General features: G+C 70.8%; 20 protein-coding genes. 2 read left to right on the forward strand and 18 right to left on the reverse strand.

The genetic code is table 11. From position 1 onward, the window contains the following. Positions 1 to 35: 35 nt before the first annotated feature. The 18 genes from FNH04_RS12475 to FNH04_RS12555 all read right to left on the reverse strand — a co-directional run bounded on the left by FNH04_RS12475 (position 36) and on the right by FNH04_RS12555 (position 20,610). Entirely contained in the window at positions 36 to 1,445 is a 1,410-nt protein-coding gene (locus FNH04_RS12475) for an aspartate aminotransferase family protein (protein ID WP_152783455.1), read from the reverse strand. Beyond that, positions 1,442 to 3,340, reverse strand: a complete 1,899-nt coding sequence (gene dxs, locus FNH04_RS12480) for a 1-deoxy-D-xylulose-5-phosphate synthase (protein WP_322722968.1) — start codon at positions 3,338 to 3,340, stop codon at positions 1,442 to 1,444. Before dxs ends, FNH04_RS12475 begins: the two co-directional genes overlap by 4 nt. Before the next feature lie 39 nt (positions 3,341 to 3,379). After that, positions 3,380 to 4,540: a flavodoxin-dependent (E)-4-hydroxy-3-methylbut-2-enyl-diphosphate synthase gene (gene ispG / locus FNH04_RS12485; protein ID WP_152783457.1), complete on the reverse strand. Its 1,161-nt coding sequence runs from the start codon at positions 4,538 to 4,540 to the stop codon at positions 3,380 to 3,382. A gap of 4 nt (positions 4,541 to 4,544) precedes the next feature. After that, positions 4,545 to 5,567, reverse strand: coding sequence for an adenosyl-hopene transferase HpnH (gene hpnH / locus FNH04_RS12490; protein WP_152783458.1), 1,023 nt, complete (start codon positions 5,565 to 5,567; stop codon positions 4,545 to 4,547). A 5-nt stretch (positions 5,568 to 5,572) separates the two neighbouring features. Further along, positions 5,573 to 6,217 carry a phosphorylase family protein gene (locus tag FNH04_RS12495; protein WP_322722969.1) on the reverse strand — a complete coding sequence of 215 codons (645 nt, stop codon included), beginning with the start codon at positions 6,215 to 6,217 and terminating at the stop codon, positions 5,573 to 5,575. Between the two features lies 1 nt (position 6,218). Continuing rightward, on the reverse strand, positions 6,219 to 8,360 hold the full coding sequence (gene shc, locus FNH04_RS12500; RefSeq protein ID WP_228031314.1) for a squalene--hopene cyclase: 2,142 nt from the start codon (positions 8,358 to 8,360) through the stop codon (positions 6,219 to 6,221). Between the two features lie 172 nt (positions 8,361 to 8,532). Continuing rightward, entirely contained in the window at positions 8,533 to 9,597 is a 1,065-nt protein-coding gene (locus FNH04_RS12505; protein WP_322722976.1) for a polyprenyl synthetase family protein, read from the reverse strand. 71 nt (positions 9,598 to 9,668) lie between these two features. Continuing rightward, on the reverse strand, positions 9,669 to 11,141 hold the full coding sequence (hpnE, locus tag FNH04_RS12510) for a hydroxysqualene dehydroxylase HpnE (protein ID WP_152783462.1): 1,473 nt from the start codon (positions 11,139 to 11,141) through the stop codon (positions 9,669 to 9,671). After that, on the reverse strand, positions 11,141 to 11,278 hold the full coding sequence (locus FNH04_RS49370; RefSeq protein ID WP_228031315.1) for a DUF6380 family protein: 138 nt from the start codon (positions 11,276 to 11,278) through the stop codon (positions 11,141 to 11,143). The genes hpnE and FNH04_RS49370 overlap by 1 nt, the downstream gene beginning before the upstream one ends. Then, the gene (hpnD, locus tag FNH04_RS12515) at positions 11,278 to 12,240 is read right to left on the reverse strand and encodes a presqualene diphosphate synthase HpnD (protein WP_322722970.1); all 963 of its coding nucleotides are present in this window, start codon (positions 12,238 to 12,240) and stop codon (positions 11,278 to 11,280) included. The genes FNH04_RS49370 and hpnD overlap by 1 nt, the downstream gene beginning before the upstream one ends. After that, positions 12,237 to 13,139 carry a squalene synthase HpnC gene (gene hpnC / locus FNH04_RS12520; protein ID WP_322722971.1) on the reverse strand — a complete coding sequence of 301 codons (903 nt, stop codon included), beginning with the start codon at positions 13,137 to 13,139 and terminating at the stop codon, positions 12,237 to 12,239. The genes hpnD and hpnC overlap by 4 nt, the downstream gene beginning before the upstream one ends. 425 nt (positions 13,140 to 13,564) lie before the next feature. Beyond that, positions 13,565 to 14,332, reverse strand: a complete 768-nt coding sequence (locus tag FNH04_RS12525) for an ABC transporter ATP-binding protein (protein WP_322722972.1) — start codon at positions 14,330 to 14,332, stop codon at positions 13,565 to 13,567. Beyond that, entirely contained in the window at positions 14,325 to 15,254 is a 930-nt protein-coding gene (locus FNH04_RS12530; protein WP_322722973.1) for an ABC transporter permease, read from the reverse strand. The genes FNH04_RS12525 and FNH04_RS12530 overlap by 8 nt, the downstream gene beginning before the upstream one ends. 99 nt (positions 15,255 to 15,353) lie before the next feature. Beyond that, positions 15,354 to 16,226: a glycosyltransferase family 2 protein gene (locus FNH04_RS12535; protein WP_152783489.1), complete on the reverse strand. Its 873-nt coding sequence runs from the start codon at positions 16,224 to 16,226 to the stop codon at positions 15,354 to 15,356. A gap of 8 nt (positions 16,227 to 16,234) precedes the next feature. Beyond that, positions 16,235 to 17,014, reverse strand: coding sequence for a CDP-alcohol phosphatidyltransferase family protein (locus FNH04_RS12540; protein WP_152783464.1), 780 nt, complete (start codon positions 17,012 to 17,014; stop codon positions 16,235 to 16,237). After that, positions 16,992 to 18,053, reverse strand: a complete 1,062-nt coding sequence (locus FNH04_RS12545) for an iron-containing alcohol dehydrogenase family protein (protein WP_322722974.1) — start codon at positions 18,051 to 18,053, stop codon at positions 16,992 to 16,994. Before FNH04_RS12545 ends, FNH04_RS12540 begins: the two co-directional genes overlap by 23 nt. Beyond that, positions 18,041 to 18,793: a phosphocholine cytidylyltransferase family protein gene (locus FNH04_RS12550; RefSeq protein WP_099966170.1), complete on the reverse strand. Its 753-nt coding sequence runs from the start codon at positions 18,791 to 18,793 to the stop codon at positions 18,041 to 18,043. Before FNH04_RS12550 ends, FNH04_RS12545 begins: the two co-directional genes overlap by 13 nt. Continuing rightward, the gene (locus tag FNH04_RS12555) at positions 18,790 to 20,610 is read right to left on the reverse strand and encodes a DUF5941 domain-containing protein (RefSeq protein WP_152783466.1); all 1,821 of its coding nucleotides are present in this window, start codon (positions 20,608 to 20,610) and stop codon (positions 18,790 to 18,792) included. Before FNH04_RS12555 ends, FNH04_RS12550 begins: the two co-directional genes overlap by 4 nt. Positions 20,611 to 20,900: 290 nt before the next feature. Here FNH04_RS12555 and galE point away from each other — a divergent pair, with 290 nt between their 5' ends. Continuing rightward, on the forward strand, positions 20,901 to 21,869 hold the full coding sequence (gene galE / locus FNH04_RS12560; RefSeq protein WP_152783469.1) for a UDP-glucose 4-epimerase GalE: 969 nt from the start codon (positions 20,901 to 20,903) through the stop codon (positions 21,867 to 21,869). A gap of 134 nt (positions 21,870 to 22,003) precedes the next feature. Continuing rightward, the gene (locus FNH04_RS12565) at positions 22,004 to 22,942 is read left to right on the forward strand and encodes a cation diffusion facilitator family transporter (RefSeq protein WP_152783471.1); all 939 of its coding nucleotides are present in this window, start codon (positions 22,004 to 22,006) and stop codon (positions 22,940 to 22,942) included. The last annotated feature ends 72 nt before the right edge of the window (positions 22,943 to 23,014 follow it).

A 23,014-nucleotide genomic window follows, 5' to 3' on the forward strand; every position in this document is an offset into this window, starting at 1 on the left:
GACGGGACGGGTAGGGGCGGCGGGGGCGAGGAAAGCTAGCGGTTGGCCACCGCCTGCTTCACCAGGGTCTTCCCGAAGTCCCACATCAGTCCGCTCCCGCCGTGCGCGTCGTCCATCACCTCGGTGAAGGCGTCGACGAACCGGTCCACGTCCTGCTCGTCGATGACCAGCGGCGGGATCAGCTTGATGACCTCCAGGTGGTCCCCGGAGACCTGGGTCAGGATCCGGTGCCGCTGCAGCAGCGGTACGACCACCATCTGCGCGAACAGCCCCTTGCGCGCGGCCTGGAGCATGGCCCACCGGCTGCGCAGCCCCAGCGATCTGGGCTTCCCGAACTCGATGCCGATCATCAGTCCCCGGCCGCGTACGTCACTGAGCAGCTCGTACTTGTCGACGAGCGCCCCGAGCCGGGACTTCAGCCGCTCCCCCGTCGCCCTGGCGCCCGCCACGATCTGCTCGTTCTCCATGACCGACAGCACGGCGAGACCGGCTGCCATGGCCTGGGCGTTGGAGCCGAAGCTCGCCGAGTGGACGAGGACGCGGTCGATCGACGAGTAGACCTTCTTGAAGATCCAGTCCTTGCCGAGGGTGGCGCCGAGCGGCACATAGCCCCCGGAGAGCGCCTTCGCCACGCACACCAGGTCCGGCTCCACACCCTCCTCGTGCTGGTGGGCGTAGAAGTCGCCGGTGCGCCCGAGCCCCGTCTGCACCTCGTCGGCGATCAGCAGCGCCTTGTGCTTGTGCAGCAGTTCCTGGGCGGAGCGCAGATAGCCGGGCGGGGCCTCGTACACGCCCTTGCCCTGGATCGGTTCGACGATGAGGGCGGCCACGTCGCCCTGCTTCAACTCCCCCGCCAGGGCGTCGAGATCGCCGAGCGGTACGGCCGTGTCGGGCAGCAGCGGCGCGAACCCGTCCCGGAAGCCCGACTCGCCGTTCACGGACAGCGAGCCGGTGGTCAGCCCGTGGAAGGCGTGCGCGCAGTACAGGATCCGCGGCTTCCCCGTCGCGTACCGGGCGAACTTCAGCGCGGTCTCGACGGCCTCCGTACCGCTGTTGCCGAAGAAGACCCGGTCCAGATGGGGGCTGTGGGTGAGGAGCTTCTCGGCGAGGAGCCCCGGCAGCGGCTGGCAGTCGAAGCGGGTGAGGTCGGCGAGGGAGGCGTCGAGGACGTCGTGCAGCGCCTTGCGGACGACGGGGTGGTGGCGGCCGAGGCCCATCACCCCGAACCCGGCGAGCATGTCGAGGTAGTCGTTGCCGTCCGCGTCCCAGAAGTGCGCGCCCGCGGCACGCTCGTAGACCTTGTCGAAGCCGATGGTGTGCAGCATGCGCGGGAGCTGGTGGTTGAGGTGCCGGGCGTGGAGCTCGTAGCGCTCGGCCCCACGCTCGGCCAGGAGCCGGCCGAGGTCGAACTCCTCGGTCCCGGCTGCGGGTTCGGCGGTGGTCATTCCTGTTTCTCCTTGGCGAGCTCGTCCTTGGCGGCCAGGCAGGCGCTGATCCGCCCGGCGATCTCGACCGGTGTGAGGCCGATGTCGGCCAGCACCTCGCCCCGCTTGGCGTGCGCGAGGAACTGCTCCGGGATGCCGAACCGCCGTACGGGCACGTCCACGTCGGCGTCCCCGAGGGCCAGTGCGACCGCCGCGCCGACACCGGCCGCCCGGCTGTTGTCCTCGACCACGGCCACCAGCCGGTGCTCGGCGGCGAGTCCGGGCAGCGCGGGGTCGACGGGCTTGACCCAGCGCGGGTCGACGACGGTGCAGCCGATACCGCGGGCCTGCAGCAGTTCCGCGGCCTGGAGGCAGACCGGGGCCATGACGCCGACGGCCACCAGCAGCACGTCGGCGCCCCCGGGGAAGCGGTGCAGCACGTCCATGCCGCCCACTCGGTCCACGGCCGGGATCTCCGGGCCCACGGACTCCTTCGGGAACCGGACGAGCGTCGGCGCGTCGTCGACGGCGACCGCCTCCCTCAGCTGGGCACGCAACTGCTCGGCGTCGCGCGGCGCCGCGATCCGCAGCCCCGGTACGACCTGGAGGACCGACATGTCCCACATGCCGTTGTGCGAGGGCCCGTCGACTCCCGTGATCCCGGCCCGGTCCAGTACGAACGTCACTCCGCAGCGGTGCAGCGCGATGTCCATCAGGAGCTGGTCGAAGGCGCGGTTGAGGAAGGTGGCGTAGACGGCGACGACCGGGTGCAGTCCGCCGGTCGCGAGTCCGGCCGCCGACACCGCGGCGTGCTGTTCGGCTATCCCCACGTCCCACACACGGTCGGGGAACCGCTCGGCGAACGGGCCGAGCCCCACCGGGTGCAGCATGGCCGCGGTGATCGCGACGACGTCCTCGCGCTGCTCTCCGATCCGTACGATCTCGTCGCCGAACACCGAGGTCCAGGACGGTCCGCCCGCGGGCGTGAGCGGCGCGCAGGTGAGCGGGTCCATCACGCCGACGGTGTGGAAGTGGTCCTCCTCGTGGGCGAGCGCGGGCTCGTACCCGCGTCCCTTCTCGGTGAGGCAGTGGACCAGCACGGGCCCGTGGAAGCGTTTCGCGCGCCGGAGCGCCGACTCGACGGCGCCCACGTCATGGCCGTCGATCGGCCCGACGTACTTCAGGCCCAGGTCCTCGAACATGCCCTGCGGGGCGAAGGCGTCCTTGAAGCCCTTCTTCGCGCCGTGCAGCGACTCGTACAGGGTGTGGCCGACGACCGGTGTACTGAGCAGCACGTCCTTGCCCCAGGCCAGGACCTTCTCGTAGCCGTCGGTCGTGCGCAGGGTCGCGAGGTGGTTCGCGAGGCCGCCGATGGTCGGGGCGTACGACCGCTCGTTGTCGTTGACGACGATGATCAGGGGCCGGTCCTTGGCGGCCGCGATGTTGTTGAGCGCCTCCCACGCCATACCGCCGGTGAGCGCGCCGTCGCCGACGACCGCGACGACATGGCCCTTCTCCCCCCGCACCTGCCGGGCCTTGGCGAGCCCGTCGGCCCAGCCGAGGGCGGTGGAGGCGTGGCTGTTCTCGATGACGTCGTGCTCGGACTCCTCGCGCGACGGGTAGCCGGACAGGCCTCCCTTGCCGCGCAGCTTGGAGAAGTCCTGGCGACCGGTCAGCAGCTTGTGCACATAGCTCTGGTGACCGGTGTCCCACAGGATGCGGTCGACCGGCGACTCGAAGACCCGGTGGAGCGCGATGGTCAGTTCCACCACCCCCAGGTTGGGCCCGAGATGGCCTCCGGTCCTGGCGACCGCGTGCACCAGGAACTCCCTGATCTCGTCGGACAGTTCACCGAGTTCCGCCTCGGACAGCGCCTTCAGGTCGCGTGGTCCCCGGATGCTCTCCAGAATCGTCACGCTCGGGCCCCCTCTCGATCCGTGCTGTTCAATCCGTGCTCATCGGCTCACGGTGACCGCCGGCTCCCCCGACGCGACGCCGTCCCGCTCCATCTGCTCGGCGATCTTCATCGCCTCTTCGATGAGGGTCTCCACGATCTTCGACTCGGGTACGGTCTTGATGACCTCGCCCTTCACGAAGATCTGGCCCTTTCCGTTGCCCGAGGCGACCCCCAGATCCGCCTCGCGCGCCTCCCCGGGGCCGTTGACGACGCAGCCCATGACCGCGACGCGCAGCGGCACCTCCATCCCCTCGAGACCGGCCGTGACCTCGTCGGCCAGCTTGTACACGTCGACCTGGGCACGCCCGCACGACGGACACGACACGATCTCCAGCCGCCGCTCCCTCAGCCCCAGCGACTGAAGGATCTGGATGCCGACCTTGACCTCCTCGGCGGGCGGCGCGCTCAGCGAGACCCGGATGGTGTCGCCGATGCCCTCGCTGAGCAGCGCCCCGAAGGCCACGGCGGACTTGATCGTGCCCTGGAAGGCGGGACCGGCCTCGGTCACCCCCAGGTGCAGCGGGTAGTCACACCGGGCCGCGAGCTGTCGGTAGGCGTTGACCATGACCACCGGGTCGTTGTGCTTGACCGAGATCTTGATGTCCCGGAAGCCGTGCTCCTCGAAGAGCGACGCCTCCCACAGCGCCGACTCGACCAGCGCCTCGGGCGTGGCCCTGCCGTACTTCTTCAGGAGTCGCTTGTCGAGCGAGCCCGCGTTCACGCCGATACGGATCGGGGTGCCGTGGTCCGTCGCGGCCCGCGCGATCTCCTTGACCTTGTCGTCGAACTGCTTGATGTTCCCGGGGTTCACCCGCACGGCCGCACAGCCCGCCTCGATCGCCGCGAACACGTACTTCGGCTGGAAGTGGATGTCCGCGATCACCGGGATCTGCGACTTGCGGGCGATGGTGGCGAGGGCGTCGGCGTCGTCCTGCGTGGGGCAGGCGACCCGGACGATCTGGCAGCCGGACGCGGTGAGCTCCGCGATCTGCTGGAGCGTCGCCCCGATGTCCGACGTACGGGTCGTCGTCATCGACTGCACCGACACCGGGGCCCCGCCCCCCACCGCGACCGGACCGACCTGGATCCGCCGCGAGACGCGGCGCTCCGCGATCGGCCGGACGGGTACTTCGGGAACGCCCAGGGACACGGCGGTCATGGCGTCACCCGTGGTTTCCGGAGACGGTCTCGCGCATGGCGCGCAGCGACTCCTTGAGCGAGTCCATGGTGGCGAGGACGGCGGTCGGCTCGTAGCCGCAGTGCGCCATGCAGTTGGCACAGCGCGGGTCCTTGCCGCGGCCGTACTTGTCCCAGTCGGTCTCCTCGATGAGCTCCCGGTACGTCGGGACGTACCCGTCGCTCATCAGGTAGCAGGGCCGCTGCCAGCCGAAGAGCGAGTAGTTGGGGATCGCCCACGCGGTGCACGGGAAGTCGACCCTGCCCTCCAGGAAGTCGAGGAACAGCGGCGAGTGGTTCAGCCGCCAGCGACGCCGGTTGCCGCCGGCGAAGGCCTTCCTGAACAGCTCGCGGGTCTGCTCCACGCCCAGGAAGTGCTCCTGGTCGGGTGCCTTCTCGTAGGCGTAGGCGGGCGAGATCATCATCTCGTCGACCTTGAGGTCGTCGTTGAGGTAGTTGAGGACCTCGATGACGGTCTGCGGGGTGTCGGTGTTGAAGAAGGTCGAGTTGGTGGTCACCCGGAAGCCGCGCCGCTTGGCCTCCTTGATGGCCTCCACGGCCTCGTCGAACACCCCCTCCTTCGCCACGGACTCGTCGTGCCGCTCCCGCAGCCCGTCGATGTGCACGGCGAACGCGAAGTACGGCGAGGGCTTGAACGTGCCCATCTTCTTGCGCAGCAGCATGGCGTTGGTGCACAGGAAGACGTATTTCCGCCGGGCGACCAACTGCCGCACGATCTCGTCGATCTGAGGATGCATCAAGGGCTCGCCGCCGGCGATCGAGACCATCGGCGCACCGGATTCCAGCACCGCGCCCACGGCCTGCGCCACCGGCATGCGCTGCTTGAGCACCCCGGCCGGATGCTGGATCTTGCCACAGCCCTCGCACTTCAGATTGCAGGCGAAGAGTGGTTCCAGCTCGACGATGAGCGGAAACTTGTCCCGCCGGCGCAGCTTCTGTTCGGCGAGATACGTCGCCACCTTGATGGACTGGCGGAGCGGCATGGCCATCTGGCTCACCTCCTGGGGAGCAGCAAGGAACGGTGCCATTCGAAGAAAGCGGGAACGACGGCACGAAGGACGCGGAAAGCAGATATTCCACCGCGTACCGTGCCGATCCGGACTAGTTCATGTTCTGGAGCGTCCACGACCACCCGGACGGCCGCAACCGGGCGTGCGCCCCGGCGGAGGGCGCTGTGGAGCGTGGCCGCGGACTCCATGTCGACCGCGATGGCGCCGGTGGAGTGCAGTTCCGACCGTTCGTGCCCGCGTACGACATGGTGGGAGCCGGTGAGCGGCCCGGTGTGGACGGTGCGCCCGGGCACGAGGCGCACCAGCTCCTTCACCAGCAGTTCGGTGCCCACACACGGCGTGGTGGCGCCGTCCGGGTACCGCGTCTCCTCCGCCACGACGAGGTCACCCGGGTGCATACCGGGCGCGAGCCCGGCGCAGAAGCCGGTGGCCAGGACGGCTGCCCCGCGCAGGGCCGGGGCGGCGAGCATCCGGGTGACGGAGCGCTCGGCGGCCCTCGGCCCCATGCCGGTGCGCAGCAGGACGGCCGGGGCCCCGTCGCCGCCGCGGCTCGCCCTGCGCAGGGCGAGCCGCTCGATGCCGAGCGCGCAGGCGATCAGCAGCGGGGCCGGGGCGGGAGCGTCGCTCACATCAGCTCCCCTTCACCGACACGGCGGCCTCGCCGCCCTCACCGTCCTTGTCCGCCTTCCCGGGCCTCTCGACCTCCTCGGGCCTCCCGGCCTCCTCGGGCCTCCCGGCCTTCGCGACCGCCTCGGCGTTCCCGTCCCTCCCGGGCTCCTCCGCCCTCTCCGCGAACGGCTCTCCATGGACGTACCGGCCGAGCGCCGTCAGCGGGAAGACCTGGCGGTAGAGGTGGTAGTTGATCGAGAAGTCCCACGGGAACCCGGTCCCGGTGAAGTACGGCTCGTCCCAGGAGCCGTCCTCCCGCTGGGTGCCCGCCAGCCACTCGATCCCGCGCTCCACGGCCTTCGACTCCCGCTCCCCCGCCGCCAGCAGCGCGAGCAGCGCCCACGCGGTCTGGGAGGCGGTGGAGGCGCCCTTGCCGCTCCACCCGGCGCTGTCCCGGTACGAGCGCAGGTCCTCGCCCCAGCCGCCGTCGTCGTTCTGCACGGTCTCCAGCCAGGCGACGGCCCGGCGGACCGCCGGGTGCGAGGCGGGCAGTCCCGCGGCTACCAGCGCGGGGACGACCGACCCCGTGCCGTACACGTAGTTGACGCCCCAGCGCCCGAACCACGAGCCGTTCGGCTCCTGTTCGGCGAGCAGCCACTCGATGCCCCGGCGGGTGCGCTCGTCATGGGCGAGCCCCTCGACGGCCAGCATCTCCACGACATGCGCGGTGACATCGGCGGACGGCGGGTCGATGACCTCGCCGAAGTCGCAGAAGGGCAGCTTGTTCGGGAAGGGACTGGTGTTGTCGACGTCGAAGGCGCCCCACGCGCCGTTCCTCGACTGCATGCCGAGGTTCCAGCGCACGGCACGCGCGATCGCCCGGTCCGCGCGCTCCGGGTCGGGGTGCTTGACGCGGCGCAGCGCGAGGACGACCTCTGCGGTGTCGTCGATGTCGGGGTAGTTGTCGTTGTGGAACTCGAACGCCCAGCCCCCGGGCGGCAGCTGGGGTCTTTGCACCGCCCAGTCGCCGGGCCGGACGATCTCCTCGCCGAGCATCCAGTCCGCGGCCCTCACCAGCTGCGGATGGTCGGCGGGCAGCCCGGCGTCGACGAGGGCGATGGTCGCGAGACAGGTGTCCCACACCGGCGACTGGCAGGCCTCGATCATCCGGGCCCCGTCCTCGCGCCACACGGCGAACCGGTCCAGGGACTCGAGGCCGGCGCGCATGACGGGATGCCCGAGGTCATAGCCCAGCAGGTGGAGGGCGATGACCGAGTACACGGCCGGGGGCTGGATGCCGCCCCAGCAGCCGTCGTTCTCCTGCCGCTCGATGATCCAGCGTGCCGCGTTGTTCATGGCCGCCCGGCGCAGTCGCTTCGGCGCCACTCTGCGGTAGCCGTGCAGGACCTTGTCGAGGCGCTGGAACACGCCGTCCCAACTCGCCGCCGGAGCGAGGGGCCTGGGCGGATTCGGGCTGCCCGGGTCGGTGTGCAGCTCGTCGAGTGGGAAGGGCGCGGGCCGTACCGGCCGCTTCGCGGAGACGATGGTCAAAGGCACGATGGTCTGCCGTGCCCAGCACCCGAAGTCGTAGATGTTCAGCGGCATCCACGTCGGGAAGTACATGAGCTCCGGCGGGAGTTCGGGCAGGTCCTCCCACTTCCACCAGCCGAACAGGGCGAGCCAGATCCGGGTGAAGACGCGCGACGCGGCGATACCGCCCCGGGCGCGGATCCACTCCGACGCCCTCGCCATGTGCGGGGCGTCCGGCGCGTCTCCGGCGAGGCGCAGGGCGACGTACGCCTCGATGGTGGTGGAGAGTTCCCCGGGCCCGCCGTAGAAGGTGCCCCAGGTGCCGTCCTCGCGTTGCTCGCCGCGGATGAAGAGGGCGGCCGCCCGCGTGGTCTTCTCGTCGCGGATGCCCAGGAACTGACGGAGCAGCAGGTCCTCCGCGTCCATCGTGACGTTGGTCTCGAGGTCGCCCTTCCACCATCCCTGGGCGTCCTGGCGGGCGAGGAGGAAGTCGGTGGCGCGCTGTATCGCACGCACGGCGGCATCAGGAACCCCTGCCGCCCCCGGGGTGTCGGTTTCCGTGTCGGTGTCGCTGGCCGAGGCCGCCCGGGGCGGTGGTGGTGCCCCGGTGCTTCCGTCGGTCGTCGCTGTCATGGCTTCCCCTTCGTGCAGTGGTACGTCTCTGCTGTGGGTCCGCCGTCGGCCGGTGCTGTCCCTGTGCCCCGAGGCCCTGTCCGGGAGCGGACGGAAGCTCGGGGGCCGGCACCGGCCGGCGACTACGCGAGGCCTATTCGACCGGGAGGGCTCGTCTCTTCCTCGGTCGTGATCACCTCTTTCGTACGACGACGAAGTCGGCGACCGCCACGAACCGGTCCCGCACCGGGTCCGGCATATGGATCTCGTCCAGGGCCTCGACGGCGATCCGGTGCTGGCGGCGCGCCTCCTCGGCGGTCCAGTCGCGCCCGCCGGCCTCCTCGATGAGGGCGGCGCGGGCGGCGAACTCCTCCTCGGAGAAGTTCTCGAAGTCGCTGGTCTTGGCGTCGGCGGCGAGGATCTCGCCGAGCCGCTCGGACGCCTCGCCGCCCGCCGCGAGCGCGGCCACGACCGGCAGGGACTTCTTGCGCTGGCGCAGGTCGCTCCAGGTCTGCTTGCCGGTGGACACCGGGTCGCCCCAGATGCCCAGCAGGTCGTCGACGGCCTGGAAGGCGAGGCCGAGGTGGTAGCCGTACTTCTCCAGCGCGTCGGCCGTACGGTCGTCGGCCCCGCCGAGTACCGCGCCGATGGAGCAGGCGCAGGCCAGCAGCGCGCCGGTCTTGTTGCCCTCCATCTCCAGGCACTCCTCGACGCTGACGCGGTCGCGGTGCTCGTAGGAGATGTCCTGGGCCTGGCCGTCGATGAGGGCGCGGGTGGCCGTGGTCAGCCGGCGGGTGGCGCGGCCGGCCTCAACGGTGCCGAGTTCCAGGAGGATCTCGTTGGCGAGCGCCATGAGGGCGTCACCCACGAGGATGGCCTGGGCGGGGCCGTGCACCTTCCAGACGGTGTCGCGGTGGCGGCGCTGTTCGTCGCCGTCCATCAGGTCGTCGTGCAGCAGCGAGAAGTTGTGCACCAGTTCGACCGCGACCGCGCCGGGGATGCCGGTCTCGGGGGCCGCCCCGGTGACCTCGGCGGACAGCACGGCGAGCGCGGGGCGCACGGCCTTGCCGCCGTCGCCGTCGGCCGGGTTTCCCCGGGCGTCGATCCAGCCGAAGTGGTAGGCGGCGACGGTGTCCATGGGCGGCGCCAGTCGGTCGATGGCCGCCCGCAGCACCGGGGTGGCCAGGGTCCGGCCACGCTCCAGGAGCGCGGTCACGTCCACCGCGGTCTCTCGAGCGGCCGTCGAGGCCGGGGGCACAGTGGGCACAGTCTCTCCTCTTGTTGCGGTGCGGGAGGTGCGGGAGTCTGCCGCGCGTCGCTGATCGAGCATCAAGCCGCCTCCTCGAAGGCGAAGAGGTGGTCGCGGGATCCGCCCAGGGCGCCCAGTGCGGCGTGCGCCGCGCTGATGCCACTGCGGACCGCACTCTCCATGGTCGCGGGCCACCCTGTGGCGGTCCACGCTCCGGCCAGGTACAGGCCGGGGGCCTTGGTGCGGGCGCCGGGCCGCAGCCGCCCGACACCGGGTGCGGGGGCGAACGTCGCCGTGCGCTCCCGGGTCACGAAGAAGTCCCGTACGACCGCGCCCCGGGTGGCGGGCAGCAGCCGCTCCAGCTCCGGCAGGTACCGCTCGCGCAGCACGGACACGGGTGCGTCGATCTCGTCCCTCGCGGCGGACTGGGACAGCGCCAGGTACTGGCCCTCGCCCAGACCGGACGCAGCGGTCCGGTCGAAGACCCACTGCACCGGTGTGCCGAGCGCCGCGAAGAACGGCTTGTCCAGCACCTTCCGGTCGTACACCACATGGACGTTGAGGATCGGCGCGGTACCGATCTCCAGCAGCCGCTCGGGATGGTCGAGCGCACCCGCGGGCAGCAGGTCGTGTGCCTCGCGCTGCGGTACGGCGAGGACGACCGCGTCCGTGTCGAGGCTCTCGCCGGGCAACTGGACCTCCCAACGCCCGTTCCCGCGGGGGGAGACGGAGGTGACGCGGGTCCGGAGTACGGTACGGACGCCCGCCGAGTCGAGGGCCTTGCGGGCGAGCCGGTCGTGCAGTTCACCCAGCGGGACGCGCGCCCAGCCGATGTCGGCCGCGCCGGGGTCGGACAGCAGACCCGTCTTGAAGACCATCGCGGCGAGTCCGAGGGAGGCCTCGCCGGCCACCGCGTTGAGGGTGGCGACCCCCACGAGGTCCCACAGTGCCGCGACGGCACGAGCCGACTGGCCGTGCGCGGCCAGCCAGCTGCCGAAGTCCTGTGCGTCGAGCGCCGGGTCGGCGAGGTCGAGTGCCTTGAGCGCCAGTGCGGCACGCCCCACCCGGGCACGCTCGGCGAGCGAGAGATGCGGGTACGTCGCGAGGCTGCGCCCGAGGTGCAGGGGTACGGGCAGCGCGTCGCGCCGCAGTCTGCCGAGCCTGCGCCCGGGCCTGCCCTCGGCGTCGAGGACGGGCACGTCGAGACGGCGCTGCAACGGTGCGAGCGGGGCCCCCTCGACACGGTCGAGGAACCAGCGGTACGCGGTGCAGCAGCGCAGATACACATGCTGTCCGTTGTCGACGGTCAGGTCGGCGCGCTGGAAGGAGAAGGCGAGCCCGCCGAGCCGTGGCCGCCCTTCGAGCAGCGTCACGCGCACCCCGGCGTCGGCCAGTGACAGAGCTGCGGTGATCCCGGCGAGCCCGCCGCCGACCACCACGGCCGTGCGCCCGTCGGCCGCCCCTGCCGGAAGGCGGCGCGCGCCCGACTTCACTGCGGGGCTGCCCGGACTGTCCGCGTCGAGCAGCCCGTCGGGCTGTGTGCCGTCGGTCATCACGCACCCTCCCCCACGACCCGCCCGAGGTGCCTGAAACGTCCACGGCAGGCCGTCGCAGTCTGGGACGCGACCGGGCCGCGGAGGGTTGCGTGCCACTTTTCCCCGATGGGTTCACCTTGGGCCGGATTGTCCATCAGACACGCCTCCTGACGGTTCGGCTGACGGTACGGCGGGACACATGACGGGCGTCGAGACCCGACAGTCCGCGTACGGCGACATACGCCTTCTCGCGCCCGGGCAGTGAGACGCGGCCGCGCAGCACGGCCTCCGGCTCACGCTCGATACGGCCCAGGAGGCGGCGGTAGATACCGGCCATGGCGGCGACACAGGCGCCGCTGCGCCGGTCGAGCATGGGAAGCAGCCGGTAGCCCTCGGCGAACAGGGCACGGGCCCGCCGCACTTCGAAGTGGACGAGGCCCGCGAAGTCGGAGTCGGGCGGTGGAACAGGACCGCCGAACCCGGCGGAGCAGCCGAACTTGGCGAGATCGTCGGCGGGCAGATAGGTGCGTCCACCCGCGGCGTCCTCGCGCACATCCCTGAGGATGTTGGTGAGTTGGAGCGCCAGTCCGAGCGTGTCGGCGTACTCGGCGGCCCGCTCGACGCCGCGCGCCCCCGGCTCCGTACCGAACACTCCCAGGGAGACCCGCCCGATGGCGCCCGCCACACAGCGGCAGTAGCGCCTGAGGTCGTCCCAGGTCTCGTAGGCCTCGCCGCGTACGTCCATCAGGACGCCGTCGATGAGTTCGTCGAGGCCGCCGAGGGGAATCGGGAACTGCCCGGCCGCGTGCGCGAGGGCGACCGCGACCGGGTCGGTCTCGTCCTCGTCGACGCCTTCCTCGCGGACGCGGGCGAGCAGGGCGCGGGTGTCCTCGAGCCTGGCCGCCTTGACGCCGGGGTCGAGCGCGCCGTCGCCGATGTCGTCGACGCGCCGTGAGAACGCGTAGACCGCGGACATCGCGCGGCGCTTGGGCGTCGGCAGCAGCCTGATGCCGTACGCGAAGTTACGGGCCTGCTGTCCGGTGACGGCCTCGCAGTAGCTGTAGGCGGCGAGTACCGGTGCGGACACGGATGGAGAAGACTCCACGGTCCGGATCACCCCTCTCCTCGCAGAGTCACGCCCGTCTCGCGCAGCAGTCGGAGCCTGCCGGGCTTGGGCGGGCCGGAAAGTACGTCGTATTCGGCGGCGGCGATCGCGTGGATGGCCGCCCTTCCCCCCGCCACGAACCCCGCAAGGAGCAGCCTCAGCCTGCCGTGGACGCTACCCACCAGGGGGAGGCCCTCATCCAGCAGGTCACGGGCGCGTTGTGCTTCGTAGGCAAGCAGTGCGCGCACCGATGCGCCTGCTGTGGTCGCGGCGAGATCCGCCTCCTGGACATGAAAGCGCTTCATGTCCGCGGTGGGCAGATAGATACGGTCGCGGCCGAGATCCTCGGCCACGTCCTGGAGGTGTTCGACGATCTGGAGTGCCGTACAGACGGCGTCGGAGCGGCGCACGCGTTCGGGTGTCGAGGTGCCGGTGACGGCGAGGACGAGGCGGCCGACGGGGTTGGCGGACAGCTCGCAGTAGGCCAGGAGGTCGTCGTATGTCTCGTATCGCTTGACGAGCTGGTCCTGGCGGTTGGCGGCGATCAGGCCGAGGAAGGGCTCGGGTGTCAGGGAGCGGCGCCGGACGGTCCGCTGGAGGCGGCGCAGCAGCGGGTGGCGGGGGCCCCCGTCGAACACCCTGCGCAGGTCGGTCTCGAAGGCGTCCAGCAGGGCCGACCGGTCCTCGGCCTCGTCGGGGGACACGCCCAGCAGTCGGGCGTCGGCGCCGCCGGGGGCGAGGTCGCCGTCGCCGATGTCGTCGACGAGGCGGGCGAAGCCGTAGACGGCCATGAGGTCGGTGCGCCAGGCCCCGGGCAGGAAGAACGGCGCCACGGGGAAGTTCTCGGCCGCGGCCTTGTCAAGGGTGCCGCGCTCCGGGTCGCCGGTGCGCGCCGTCCCGGCTTCGGTCACCGCTCGTCACCCGGCGCGGGGACGGCACGGGCGTCGCGGAGGTGGGGAGTTTCCGTAACCATTGCCGTCACATCTCCCGTTCTACACTGCCGACCCAATTCACACTATTTCGGACACGCCGCCAGTGGTCGGCCGGTGCGGCGGGTGCCGGGTCTCGCGCATTATGGCCCTACTTGCCGTGATTGGGCACCGGTACAGCTTACGTTGTACACGCGCCATGCCCTGTCCGGGTGTCCCGCGCATCACAACAACGCACCGATTGGCGTCAAGCCTTGTGAACCGAACCGGAGTTGGGCCCTCCGCCCCCGGCGGGACGAACCCGTGCGGAACAGCGGGCTCCCCGCGCACGAGGGACCCCGCCGGAGGCGTTCCGGCGGGGTCCGGGACGTGCTGGGGACGGGGCCGGACGGGCCCCGGGTGGCGGGCTACTTGCCCGTGAACTTCTCGTACTCCTTGAGGACCTCTTCGGTGGGCCCGTCCATCCGCAGCTCGCCGCGCTCCAGCCACAGGACGCGGTCGCAGGTGTCGCGGATCGACTTGTTGTTGTGGCTGACCAGGAACACCGTGCCGGCCTCCTTGCGCAGCTCGCGGATGCGGGCCTCGGAGCGCTTCTGGAACTTCCGGTCACCGGTGGCCAGCGCCTCGTCGATCATCAGGACGTCGTGGTCCTTGGCGGCCGCGATGGAGAAGCGCAGTCGGGCCGCCATACCGGACGAGTAGGTGCGCATCGGCAGGGTGATGAAGTCGCCCTTCTCGTTGATGCCGGAGAAGTCGACGATCCCCTGGTAGCGCTCCTTGATCTGCTCGCGGCTCATGCCCATCGCGAGCCCGCCGAGGATGACGTTCCGTTCGCCCGTCAGATCGTTCATCAGGGCCGCGTTGACACCGAGGAGGGAGGGCTGGCCGTCGGTGTAGACCTTGCCCTTCTCTGCGGGGAGCAGGCCGGCGATGGCGCGCAGGAGGGTGGACTTGCCGGAGCCGTTGGAGCCGATCAGTCCGATGGCCTCGCCGCGGTAGGCGATGAACGAGACGCCCTTGACGGCGTGCACCTTGCGCACGCCGCGCTCCTCGCCGCGCCTGAGGATCCGGCTGAGGGCCGAGGTGGCGCTGCCCTTGCCGGTCTTCGCACCGTTCACGCGGTAGACGATGTGCAGTTCGTCGGCGACGACGGTGGGGACATGTGACTCAGCCACGGCCGTACCTCTCCTCCGCCTTCCAGAAGTACACGAAACCGCCGAGCGCGACGAGCGCGGCCCAGCCGGCCGCGACCGCCCACACGTGCGGGGGCAGGTTCTCGCTGCCGTACCCGTCGATCAGCGCGAAGCGCATCAGGTCCATGTAGATGGCGGCGGGGTTCCACTGGAGGATGTCGGCGATCCACTTGGGGTGGTCGGCGAGCATCACCGGGATCGAGAACATCACGCCGGACGCGTACATCCACGTACGCATCACGAACGGCATCAGCTGGGCGAGGTCCGGGGTCTTGGCGCCCATGCGCGCGAAGATCATCGCCAGGCCGGTGTTGAACAGGAACTGCAGCGCCAGTACGGGGACGATGAGCACCCAGGACAGACGCGGGTAGCTGCCGAACCCGATCGCGACGGCGAACAGCACGATCATCGAGAAGAGCAGCTGCTGAAGCTGCTGGAGCGAGAACGAGATCGGCAGTGAGGCACGCGGGAAGTGCAGGGCCCGGACCAGACCGAGGTTGCCGGAGATCGCGCGGACGCCCGCCATCACCGAGCTCTGTGTGAAGGTGAAGACGAACACACCCGTGACCAGGAAGGGGATGTACACCTCCCGTGTGAAGCCCCGGTCGGCGTTCAGGATCAGGCCGAAGATCAGGAAGTACACCAGCGCGTTGAGCAGCGGGGTCGCCACCTGCCAGAGCTGGCCGAGCTTGGCCTGGCTGTACTGGGCGGTGAGCTTCGCCTGGGAGAAGGCGAGGATGAAGTGGCGCCGCCCCCAGAGCTGGCGGACGTAACTGCCGAGTCCGGGCCGGGCTCCGCTGACCGCGAGCCCGTACTTGGCGGCCAGCTCGGCGGCGGAGAGTCCCTCGTCGGGCGACGGCCGGTCGCTCACGGCGACTCCACCGTCATGCGTTGTCTCACTCACAGATGGAAGCTTTCGTCCTCAAAAGTGCGCAGCCTGGTCGGACCGAGGTGGAAACCTGGAACCGCGGGTACCGCCGAATGCTCTCAGATTTCGAGCTTGTCAGATGACAGGAGGTCGGCCCAGACGGGTCAGACGCCACACCGTACGCCACTTCATGGGCCTGCGGGGACCGCAGGCGCTCCGCCACCCCTCCCGGAACCCGCCGAACCAGGCCTTCAGGGCGGGCCGCGACGGCCTGCGGAGCAGCGTCAGGAGCATCCAGACGCCCAGGTAGACCGGCACCAGGAGCGCGGGGAGGTTGCGGCGCGCGAGCCAGACGCGGTTGCGCGCCACCATGCGGTGGTAGACCGCGTGCCGTGAGGGCGCGGTCGTGGGGTGGTACAGCACCATGTCGGACCGGTAGTCGATCATCCAGCCCGCGTCGAGAGCCCGCCATGCCAGGTCGGTTTCCTCGTGTGCGTAGAAGAATTCGTCCGGAAGTCCTCCGATTTCGGCGAAAACCTTTGTGCGGACGGCGTTGGCGCCGCCGAGGAAGGTGGTCACCCGGGAGGAACGCATCGGGTCGGAGGCGCGCAGCCGGGGTACGTGGCGCCGCTGGGTGACGCCGGTGTCCGGGTCGGCGATACGGAAGCTGATGATGCCGAGCTCCGGGTCGGCCTCGAAGGCCTCGCGGCAGAGCTCGGCGGTGTCGTTGCGGGCGAGCAGGCCGTCGTCGTCGAGGAACAGCAGGACGTCCACGTCGGTACCGCCGGGGCCGAAGGCCTCGATACCGACGTTGCGGCCGCCGGGTATGCCAAGGTTCTCCGGCAGCTCGACGGTGCGTACGCCCGCGGGGACCTCCGGTACCGGGGAGCCGTTGCCGACGACGACCACCTCGACCGGGTCGCCGTCCTGCTTGGCGACCGAGTCGAGGAGGGCGCGCAGTTCGTCGGGGCGGTTGCCCATGGTGATGATGACCGCGCCGACCTTCATACCGCTGCTCACTTCAGCCTGCTGGAGGCGAGGATGGACACCAGGTGCAGCACGGTCTGGAGGAGCGCGATGCCCGCCAGTACGGCGACACCGAGCCGCGAGAAGAACAGGTCGCCCCTGGCCTGGTCCAGGAAAGCGAGGACCAGGATCAGCAGGGACGCCTCGACGCCGAGGACGAGGCGGTGGAACTTCAGCGCGGCGGCGGCCCTGCGGGCCAGCGCCATGCCGGACGAGCGCGGCACGGACGCCGACTCCTCGACCGGCGCCTTGCCCGTCTGGTGACGGGCGACCCCGACGAGGTCCGTCTCGGCCTTGATCAGGATGGCGCCGAGGGCGGCGAGGGTGCCGAGGAAGGCCCACAGCCAGTCGATCCGTCCGGAGCCCCACAGGTCGGCGGCGCGCAGACCGAAGCCGACCAGGACCGCGGCGTCGCACAGATAGGCGCCGACGCGGTCCAGGTACACCCCGGCGAGTGAGTACTGCTTCTTCCAGCGCGCTATCTCACCGTCGACGCAGTCCAGCAGCAGGTAGAGCTGGACCATCAGCACACCGAGCACGGCGCCCGCGATCCCCGGCACCAGCAGCGCCGGGGCGGCGAGGACGCCGAAGAGGGTCATCAGGTAGGTCAGCTGGTTGGGCGTGACCCGCGTGTTCACCAGGTGCCGGTCGATGCGCAGCGAGATCTCGCGCATGTAGAGCCGGCCGGCCCAGTGCTCGCCGCTCCGCCGGTCCTTCACACCCGGGGGGTGAACGACCGGGCGGAGTTCAGCTACCGATGGCTTTGGCATAGTCGGCGTACGCGTCCCTGATCTGGTCGGTGGACAGGTCGAGGTGTTCGAGGATCGTGTAGCGGCCGGGCCGGGTCTGCGGGGCGAACTCCACGACCTGGACGAACTCCTCCGGCGTGAAGCCGATCTCCTCCGGCAGTACCGGCAGGCCGTGGCGGTGGAGCACCTCGCCCATGAACGCCGACTCCTCCTTGGCTCCGCGCAGGTACATCGCGAAGGCCGCGCCCAGTCCGCACTGCTCGCCGTGGCTCGCGGCGCGCTTGGGGAAGAGCAGGTCGAAGGCGTGGTTGATCTCGTGGCAGGCGCCGGAGGCAGGGCGGGAGTCACCCGCGACCGACATCGAGATACCGGTCAGGACCAGACCCTCGGCGAGCACCTGGAGGAAGCCGTCGTCGCCCACGCCGCCGGGGTGGCGCAGCACGGCCTCGCCGGCCTGACGGGCCATCGCGGCCGCGAGACCGTCGATCGCCTCGCCCCTCTCCCGGTTGGCGAGCTCCCAGTCCGCGACCGCGGAGATGTTGGACAGGGCGTCACCGATGCCGGAGCGTACGAAACGGACGGGGGCCTCGCGGATGACGTCGAGGTCGATGACGACCGCGATGGGGTTCGGCACACCGTACGAGCCGCGGCCCGCGTCGTTGTCGAGGGTCGCGACGGGCGAGCACAGGCCGTCGTGCGACAGGTTCGTCGCGACGGCGACCAGGGGCAGCCCGACGCGCGCGGCGGCGAACTTGGCGCAGTCGATGATCTTGCCGCCGCCCAGGCCCACGACCGCGTCGTAGCGCCCGCGCTTCATCGCGTCGGCCAGCTTGATCGCGTCGTCCAGGGTGCCGCCGCCGACCTCGAACCAGTCGGCCTTCGGCAGCGCCGGGCTCACCCGGTCGCGCAGCACGGCGCCGGAGCCGCCGCTGATCGCGACGGCCAGCCGACCGGAGGACGAGATCCGCTGGTCCGCGAGGACCGCCGCCAGGTCGTCGAGCGCACCGGCGCGGATGTCGACGACGATCGGCGAGGGGATGAGCCTCGTCAGTACTGGCACGCGATCTCACGTCCCTTGGCGAGGTCGTCGTGGTTGTCGATCTCGACCCACTTGACATCGCCGATGGGCGCGACGTCGATACGGAAGCCGCGGTTCACCAGCTCCTGGTAGCCGTGCTCGTAGAACTGCTGCGGGTCGGTCTCGAAGACCGTCTTCAGCGCGTCGGCCAGCTCGTCGGCGGCCTCGCCCTCGATGAGGGTGACGCCGATGTACTCGCCGGTCGCCTCGGCCGGGTCCATCAGCTTGGTGATCTTCGTCATGCCGCCCTCGGGGCCGACGACGACCTTCATCTCCTCGTCGGCGAGGGACTTCACCGTGTCGAGGGCGAGGATGATCTTCTTGCCGTCACCGCGGGCGGCGAGCAGGGTCTTCTCGACGGAGACCGGGTGCACGGTGTCGCCGTTGGCGAGGATCACCGAGTGCTTGATGGCGTCACGGCCGCACCACAGGGAGTAGGCGTTGTTCCACTCCTCGGCCTTGTCGTTGTCGATGAGGGTGATCTTGAGGCCGTACTTCTGCTCCAGGGCCTCGCGCCGCTCGTAGACGGCCTCCTTGCGGTACCCGACGATGATCGCGACCTCGGTCAGGCCGATCTCGGCGAAGTTGCCGAGGGTCAGGTCCAGGACGGTGAGGCTGTCCTCGTTGCCCTCCGGTCCCACCGGCACCAGTGCCTTGGGCAGCGTGTCGGTGTAGGGGCGCAGACGCCGTCCGGCGCCGGCCGCCAGCACGAGGCCGATCATGCGGGTTCTCCTTCATCGTGTACGGCGGGTGCTCCTGCGGAGACCCAGAAGCGGATGCTCTCGGCGAGCACCACCAGCGCCACGGCCACGGCGAGAGCCGTGAGCGCGACCTTGAACTCTGTGGGCGCGAGCAGCGCGGCCAGAACGGTGACCAGCAGCGTCCTGCCTTCGTGACCGCCGATCGCCCGCACCAGCCACTGCGGTGGCGCGCCGGCGTTGCCGCGGATGCGGTACACCGTGTCGTAGTGATGGTAGGCGACGGCCGCCACCAGCCCGAACGCCGCGGGAAGGGCTCCGTTCACCTCGGCTTTGGCCGCCAGTAGCAGGACCGTGCCGTACTCGGCGGCGCGGAGGAAGGGGGGAACGAGCCAGTCCAGGGCGCCCTTGAGGGGCAGTGCGACGGCGGCGGCGGAGGTGAGCGTGTAGAGGACGGCGGCGCCGACGGGCAGCCAACTGCCGTACGGCTCACGCCATGCTGCCGCGACGAGAATCACAGCGCCGGGCAGCGTGACGAAGACCCGTGCGCCGAACGGCGGCTTGGCGGGCAGCTTCCGCAGCAGCCGCACCAGCGCCTGGGCGAGCGCGCCGCTGTCCGCGAGGTCCGCCAGCGCCTCGGCCGCCCGGTCCGTCCGCCGCGCCTTGCGCGTCAACGACCGCAGGACGCGCCCCGCCGTGGTGTAAGTCGCGGCGAACGCGCACCCGATGAGCAGCGCGTAGAAGGTGATACGGGGCGTGGTGACGGCCGTCAGTACGGCGATCATCGCCCAGCGTTCGCCGATCGGCAGGACGATCATCCGGCGTAGCCACACCGTCCAGCCGGCGCTGTCGAGCCGGTCCGAAAGGGCCGCGGTGGGGCTGGCGTTGGCGGTGGCGGCCGTACTGTCGGCGTTTGCCTCATTGAAGGAGAAGTCGACGACATGGCGGCACGTCTGCAGCACCATCGCGCCGAGGGCGAGCGCCCACACGTCGTCGCCGCCGCGGGCCGCTCCGAGGGCGAGGCCCGCGTAGTAGGCGTACTCCTTGGCGCGGTCGAAGGTGGCGTCGAGCCAGGCGCCCAGTGTCGAGTACTGCAGTGAGTAGCGGGCGAGTTGGCCGTCGGCGCAGTCGAGGACGAAGGAGAGGATGAGGAGCGCACCGGCCGCGACGAAGCCGCCGCGGGTGCCGGTTGCCGCGCAGCCCGCGGCGATCAGGGCGGTGAGCAAGGAGGCGGTGGTGACCTGGTTGGGGGTCAGACCGCGGCGGGCGCACCATCGGGCGAGGTAGCGGGAGTAGGGGCTGATGAAGTGCGTGGTGAAGAAGCCGTCACGGGACTTCACCGCCGTACGCAGACGTACGGCCTCGTCGTCGACGGAGGCCACGGCCTGGCGGGCCTCGTTGCGGGCCTGCGGGTCGGCGGGGACCACGGCCACGAGGCTGCCGAGCTCGGGGCGGTGCACGGCCACACCGTCCGTGTCGAGGGCCGCCGTGACGCGGTCGGCGAGGTTGTCCACGGCGACGGCAGTATGGCCGGACACGGCGGAGCTCTCGCGGGCCACCGCGCGGGTCAGGGCCTGGCGGGCGTCGGGCTGGGCGGTCACGGCGCCGGGCAGTGCGGCGGCCGGGAAACGGGGATCGGTGAGGCCCAGGCGCAGCGCGTGGACGTGGCCCACGAAGCGGGCGTCGACCAGGGCGACCCGCTGGCCGGCGGGGACCTGGGCGAGAAGCGTCTCGGCGTCACCGGCGCCGGAAGCGACCCGAACGTCGAAGCCGAGCGACCGCAGATCGCCCTCCAGCGACGATCCGGGCACCGGCTGACCGGTGAGGATGGCGGTCGACAGACGAACTCACTCCCTGGGTGCCGACGCGGTGGCGCCGGGCGTGTGCGTGTGAGGGCACCCCTGGCCCACTGCGGCCGGGCGGCGTGTCGGCAGAGGCTATCGGATGAGGAGAAGGGGGCGTTCACCGGCCGTTCACGGCCCGCTCAACCCACTCTGCTGCGCCTGTGCCGCGATCATCATCGGGGATCGCGGGGCCATGTCACAAACCGCTGCCGGCCGGCACTTTCGCAGATCGGCGCATTCCCGGCATTGGGTACGGGGCCCGGGCCCCGGGATTAGGGTGGGGAGCCATGACGTGGCTGATCACAGGTGGGGCCGGATACATCGGGGCGCATGTGGCGCGGGCCATGGCCGGTGCCCGAGAACGCGTGGTGGCGCTCGACGATCTGTCGGCCGGGGTACCGGCTCGGCTCCCCGAGGGCATCCCGCTGGTGCGGGGTTCGGCACAGGACCCCGAGCTGCTGAAGCGGGTGCTGGCCGAGCACTCGGTGACCGGTGTGGTGCATCTCGCGGCCCGGAAACAGGTCGGCGAGTCCGTGGCGCAGCCGACGCGCTACTACCAGGAGAACGTGGGCGGCCTCGCGACGCTCCTGGAGGCGGTGGCCGAGGCGGGTATCGAGCGGTTCCTGTTCTCCTCGTCCGCGGCCGTCTACGGCAACCCGGACGTGGACCTCATCACCGAGGACACCCCGTGCGCTCCGATGAGCCCGTACGGCGAGACGAAGCTCGCCGGGGAGTGGCTGGTGCGGGCGGCGGGCCGGGCGCACGGCATCGCGACCGTGTGCCTGCGCTACTTCAACGTGGCGGGAGCGGCCGCGCCGGAGCTGGCGGACACGGGTGTCTTCAACGTGATCCCGATGGTCTTCGACCGGCTCACGCGCGACCAGGCACCGCGCGTCTTCGGCGACGACTATCCGACGCCGGACGGCACGTGCGTCCGCGACTACATCCACGTCGCCGACCTCGCCGAGGCGCACCTCATGGCGGCCCGGCGGCTGGACGCGGGCGCCACGGGCGACCTGACGGTCAACATCGGCCGCGGCGAGGGGGTCTCGGTCCGTGAACTCGTCGCCCTCATCGGCGAGGTGAGCGGCGACCGGCGCGCCCCGCTGGTCGAGGGGCGCCGTCCCGGTGACGCCCCGCGGGCGGTCGCCTCGGCCGGGCTGGCGGCCCGGGAGCTGGGCTGGACGGCCCGGCTCGGGGTGCGCGAGATGGTCGAGTCCGCCTGGGCCGGATGGCGGCTGCACCACGGCGGATGATCTCCCCGAGCCTCTGACCTGCGCTTCGTTTCCGCAGGTCAGGGCACATGACAACGGTGTTCAGTGCCGCGTTGCCCCATACCCCCCGCCCGTAGTTCACTGGGCCTCCCGAACGCATCTGGAAGGGCGGAATCATGGGGGCTGGGCACGATCACGGGCACGCGCACGGAGCGCCGGCCGGTGGTACGGCGACGGCGGCGTACCGCGGGAAACTGAGGGTCGCGCTGACGATCACGCTCGCCGTCATGGTGGTCCAGATCGTCGGCGGCATCCTCGCGGATTCGCTCGCGCTCATCGCGGACGCGGCCCACATGGCCACCGACGCCGTGGGACTGGCGATGGCGCTGCTCGCGATCCACTTCGCGGGACGCCCGGCGAGCGACCAGCGCACGTTCGGGTACGCGCGCGCCGAGATCCTCGCAGCGCTCGCCAACTGCCTGCTGCTGCTCGGCGTCGGCGGCTACCTCCTGTACGAGGCGATCGAGCGCTTCATCACGCCGGCCGAGACCAAGGGCGGGCTCGCCATCACGTTCGCGCTGATCGGTCTGGTGGCGAACATGATCTCGCTCACGCTGCTGATGCGGGGGCAGAAGGAGAGCCTCAACGTGCGGGGCGCGTTCCTGGAGGTGGTGGCGGACGCGCTGGGTTCCGTGGCGGTGCTGGTCTCCGGGGTGGTGATCCTGACGACGGGCTGGCAGGCCGCCGACCCGATCGCCTCGCTCGTCATCGGCCTGATGATCGTGCCCCGTACGGTGAAGCTGCTGCGCGAGACCCTCGACGTCCTGCTGGAGTCCGCCCCCAAGGGCGTGGACATGGCGGAGGTGCGCGCCCACATACTCGCCCTGCCCGGCGTCGAGGACGTCCACGATCTGCACGCCTGGACCATCACCTCCGGTATGCCCGTTCTCTCCGCCCATGTGGTGGTCAGCCCGGACACCCTGAACGCCATAGGCAACGAGAAGATGCTCCACGAGCTCCAGGGCTGCCTCGGTGACCACTTCGACGTCGAGCACTGCACCTTCCAGCTGGAGCCGAGCGGCCACGCGGAGCACGAGGCGAAGCTGTGCCACTGACCATCACGCGCTGCGGGCCCGGGCGGCCGTAGTACCCTGGCGCGTCCTCTTCCCGCCAGGGCGTCCGGCCCG

The sequence above is a fragment of the Streptomyces phyllanthi genome (assembly GCF_009377205.1).
Lineage (GTDB): Bacteria > Actinomycetota > Actinomycetes > Streptomycetales > Streptomycetaceae > Streptomyces > Streptomyces phyllanthi.